Origin of the sequence: Thiomicrospira sp., assembly GCF_036568485.1 — a bacterium.
Classification (GTDB): domain Bacteria; phylum Pseudomonadota; class Gammaproteobacteria; order Thiomicrospirales; family Thiomicrospiraceae; genus Thiomicrospira.
The window spans coordinates 1-3,989 of record NZ_DATCSL010000053.1 but is presented as its reverse complement, the minus strand read 5'-3'; the positions used below and the strand labels follow the sequence as shown (position 1 = coordinate 3,989).

The window sequence follows — 3,989 nt, the reverse complement described above, 5'->3', positions numbered from 1 at the left end:
AAAGATTATTATCAAATTTTAGGCGTAGAACGCGGCGCAAGCGAAGCGGATATTAAAAAAGCCTATCGCAAATTGGCCGGTAAATATCACCCGGATAAGCCTACTGGTGACGAAGCCAAGTTTAAAGACCTAAGCGAAGCTTATGAGGTGTTAGGCGATAAAGAAAAACGTGCGATGTATGATCAATTTGGTTCGAACTACCAAAACGGTCAACATTTTGAACCGCCACCCGGGTTTGAAGGTATGTTTGGTGGAGGTCAAACGGGTGGTTTTAGCGACTTTTTTGAATCTCTATTCCGAGGACAAGGCGGTTTTGGCGGTGGTGGCTTTGGCGGCGGATTTGGTGGGCAGCGTTACCAGCAAAAAGGCGATGACCAAGTGGTTAAAATTTTAGTGAGTCTAGAGGATGCGGTAAACGGAAATGAACGCACCTTAAACTTACAAGTGCCACAAGCGGATGCGCGAGGCCAAGTGGTGACACGTCAGAAACAAATCAAAGTTAAAATTCCGGCGGGTATCAAACAAGGTCAACGCATTCGTTTGTCTGGACAGGGCGCGGCTGGATTTGGTGGTGGGCCGAACGGTGACTTGTATTTGGAAATTGATTTGCAATCGCACCCGCTTTATAAAGTCAAAGAAGATGATGTGCTACTGGATTTACCCCTCACTCCTTGGGAAGCGGCTTTGGGTACAAAAGTGACGGTGCCGACGCTAAAAGGCAAGGTGAACTTGTCGATTCCGGCCGGCACTCAGTCGGGTAGCAAGTTGCGTATTAAAGGGCGTGGTTTAGGCAAAACACCAGGCGATCAATACGTGGTGGTGCAAATTCACACCCCAGCGGCGCAAACCGAAGAAGCTAAAGCTTTCTATCAACAAATGGCCGAAAAAATGCCGTTTAACCCAAGAACGCATTTTTAAGTTATAAGGCTCTTCATCTCAAGCAACCACCAAGCCGGGTGGTGGTTGCTTGTGTGGGACGTTACGTTTTGTCGTGGTTAAATTCATTTTTCCACGGCTGGATGAGCCAAAAAAAAGCTATTAAAATTACAATGCTGACCAAAATTGCAACCGCTTCCATCATGGCAATTCCTCCATTTCTTTAATAATTGTTTTAGCTTCAATATCGAGTTTTTTTAACTTTAATATCAAACCAATAATAAGTACACCAATTATCAATAACAACCATAAAACAAGTATCGGCTTTTCACCCGACAACACGGCATAAATCAAAATAGCGCCACCAGTTAATAGAGCCAGTAAAGCAGCAAAGTAACGATCTTGAAATGTTTTTTCAATAATTAAACTCATAAACTAAACGATCCATTTTACTCATTCGTCGTTCACCTACATTAATAATTTAATTTTTTGCATCATAGCACAAAACAACTCCCCACGTTTGAAGCCGGGCTTTGTTTAGAAAAGTATAAAGGGGGACGCTAACCTTAGTTTTACCGAACTCAGTTCCTTTGTACAGCATAGAAATACAGGGTGAATGACCAGGCCTGGTGGTTGATCTTAATATGAGGTTTTATCCGGTAACTTTCTAATAAATCGGTAGGAGAGTCTGGGCTTCATTCATTATGACAGGGTGTTTTTTGTCTCAGACCTCGTGCTTTCAGTTGGGCATAAAAAACCCGCCGAAGCGGGTTTGGAATTATATAAATTTGTCAAAACAGGCCTTGATTAGAACTTGTGTTCTATACCAAAAGAGACGACTTCAGTTTGTTTTTGGTCGTCGTTGCCTTCTGCGAGCGAGGCGTATTCAATATAGGTGCGTGTTTTCTTGCCAAGTGAGAAATCCAGTCCAAGCGCGTAGTTGGTTACGCTGTCCTCCTGAGTGTTGGTGCCCACTTCATCGTAGTTTACTATTGCGGCCTTAGCGCGTGGTGTCATTTGACCCATGCGATAGGCAATGCCAAATGTGACAGATTGACCTACATCTGCTTGTGCGTTGTAAAGAAGCGAGGTTGTCAAACCAACTTGATTGTATTGAAGCACCGCTCGGCTGACATCCCCACGTTTTTCATTTGGGTCGAAAGGAGGAGTCGTTTGTTCTGAAGTTTTACCAGTCGCGGTATAAGCGGCGGCGGCATAAAAGCCTGATCGCTTAGAACCATAGGACAAGGAAAACGAGCTCGCGTTAGATAAGGATTGTTCTTTTCTTGTGGTGGTGGATTCGGCGGCGGCTAAGTTTTCTTGTCCGGACAAGGCCAACGCAAATGACACGCCGTAAAAACGGGGTGAATAATAAGCAAAGGTTTCATCAAAACGATCTTCACCGGCTAAACCGCCATTAAAGGTTTCTGAGTAGTTACCGGCATAAGCGGATTTTTCAAATCCGTCGGTAGGCGCAATCATGCGTAACGGTGTGTCCATGCGACCTAAAATAACGCTACCGAAGCCACCGGCTAAGCCAAAAAAGGTGTTTCTAGCTTCGCCAATTAAATCCGAGTCATCGGTGGGGTTGGCTAGGTTGAACTCGACCTCGAGTTGGTAGATCGCACGTAATGCATCACCTAAATCTTCCGATCCTTTAATGCCGAAGTGCGAATAGCGATTTACGATATCCATATTGGAGGTGTCGCTGTTGTCGACGCTTTCGATGGCGGCGTTGAACTCGCCATACAATTCGGGCATGGCCGCCAATACACTGGTTGAGCTGATGCTCGAAAGCAGGGTTAACGCAATAACATTCTTTTTCATCTTAGTGAATCCCATGGTTTAACTATTATTTAGCTTGTACTTGAAAATAGGCTGAAATAGATTTAATAATCGAAATTATACAGAGGGAAGGAGGGGGTTTGTATTTAAATGCTACTTTGTGTGAAGAAACAAAAAAGGGGCTAAAAGCCCCTTTTTTATAAGATTAACTATCTAAATTTATTAGAAGTCGATTCTTAAACCAGCTGTGATAGCGGTGTAATCACCTTTCCCATCAGCTTGATCAGAGTTGCGGTAACCACCGAAAACACGTGTTTTCTTAGATAGTTTGTGGATCGCACCTACAGCCATATAGTCTGTATCTCTAGCATCAGCATCATCATCTGTCTGACCCAACTGAGCAACTAAAGTAGTTGCGCCCATTTTTAACTGATAGCCTAAGAAAGCTACAGTTGAGGCGTCATCATTAGGTCTTGGGCTCGCAGTAGTGCCTTCATTTGTAATCATTTCATACTGAGCAGAGAAAGTATGGTTGCCCATTTTGTATTGACCACCTACTTTATTAGCTGTGTATTTTAGATCGTTGTCAGCTTTAGCAGCTGCAGGTGTTGTGCCAGTACCTTCACCACTTGTATCCACATCCATGGCAGTCGAAACGAATGCTTCATAGTTACCATCTTTATAGGTTACTGAGGCTGAAAGGTCACCACTGTTACCTGTGTCAGTATCACCGTTACCGCCATCTACGCCATAAGCTACCCAAACGTTTACTTTGCCGAAGTCGTTTTTGTAAGCAACAGAGTTGTCCCAGAAGCTATTGTGGCCAAACGCGCCACCTGACATACCACCACTATTACGTGCTTCTAAGTAAGTACATGCAAATGGATCATACTTAACACCACCAGTGTATTTGTAAGGTACTTTAAGACGACCGGCTTCAAATGTACCAAAACCACCTTTTAAACCAACCATACCAATACGTGCTCCATCAGCGATGTTGCCGTTAGGGGTGTCAATTTGCCATTCGAACTGATAAATAGCCTGTAGACCATTTCCTAAGTCTTCAGAACCTTTGATACCTAAACGACCACGTTTGTTATCCGCCATTTTAAGAGCTGATTCGTCAGCTGTAACTGCTTGACGCTGGCCTTTAAAGTTGTTGTCACCGTATCCACCATTGTCTACATTGGCGATTTCTACCTGCATTTGACCATAAACTGTTGGACCGTTTGCCATGGCTACTGGCGCGGCTACGGCTGAAGCGATTGCGATAGCTAGAATATTCTTTTTCATGCTGTCTTCCTAATTAGTTAGTATTGAGTTTTGTT

The 3,989-nt window shown here is 43.8% G+C and carries 4 protein-coding genes; 1 reads left to right on the top strand and 3 read right to left on the bottom strand.

The window, feature by feature from the left end:
- Positions 1-918: DnaJ C-terminal domain-containing protein (locus tag VIM91_RS05565; protein WP_331863826.1), on the top strand; the 918-nt coding region annotated here is incomplete at its 5' end.
- A gap of 159 nt (positions 919-1,077) precedes the next feature.
- On the opposite strand, the gene VIM91_RS05560 is transcribed toward VIM91_RS05565, so the two are convergent.
- From VIM91_RS05560 to VIM91_RS05550, 3 genes are all read right to left on the bottom strand, one after another.
- Positions 1,078-1,308 carry a hypothetical protein gene (locus tag VIM91_RS05560; RefSeq protein WP_331863825.1) on the bottom strand — a complete coding sequence of 77 codons (231 nt, stop codon included), beginning with the start codon at positions 1,306-1,308 and terminating at the stop codon, positions 1,078-1,080.
- Positions 1,309-1,683: 375 nt separating this feature from the next.
- Complete coding sequence (locus VIM91_RS05555) at positions 1,684-2,703, bottom strand: porin (RefSeq protein WP_331863824.1); 1,020 nt, start codon at positions 2,701-2,703, stop codon at positions 1,684-1,686.
- A 180-nt stretch (positions 2,704-2,883) separates the two neighbouring features.
- Complete coding sequence (locus VIM91_RS05550) at positions 2,884-3,954, bottom strand: porin (RefSeq protein WP_331863823.1); 1,071 nt, start codon at positions 3,952-3,954, stop codon at positions 2,884-2,886.
- Positions 3,955-3,989: the final 35 nt, after the last annotated feature.

What these genes read in the sequence shown, in the direction of transcription:
- VIM91_RS05555 (WP_331863824.1), bottom strand. Translation starts at nt 2,703, where the DNA reads ATGAAAAAGAATGTTATTGCGTTAACCCTGCTTTCGAGCATCAGCTCA.
- VIM91_RS05560 (WP_331863825.1), bottom strand. Translation starts at nt 1,308, where the DNA reads ATGAGTTTAATTATTGAAAAAACATTTCAAGATCGTTACTTTGCTGCT.
- VIM91_RS05550 (WP_331863823.1), bottom strand. Translation starts at nt 3,954, where the DNA reads ATGAAAAAGAATATTCTAGCTATCGCAATCGCTTCAGCCGTAGCCGCG.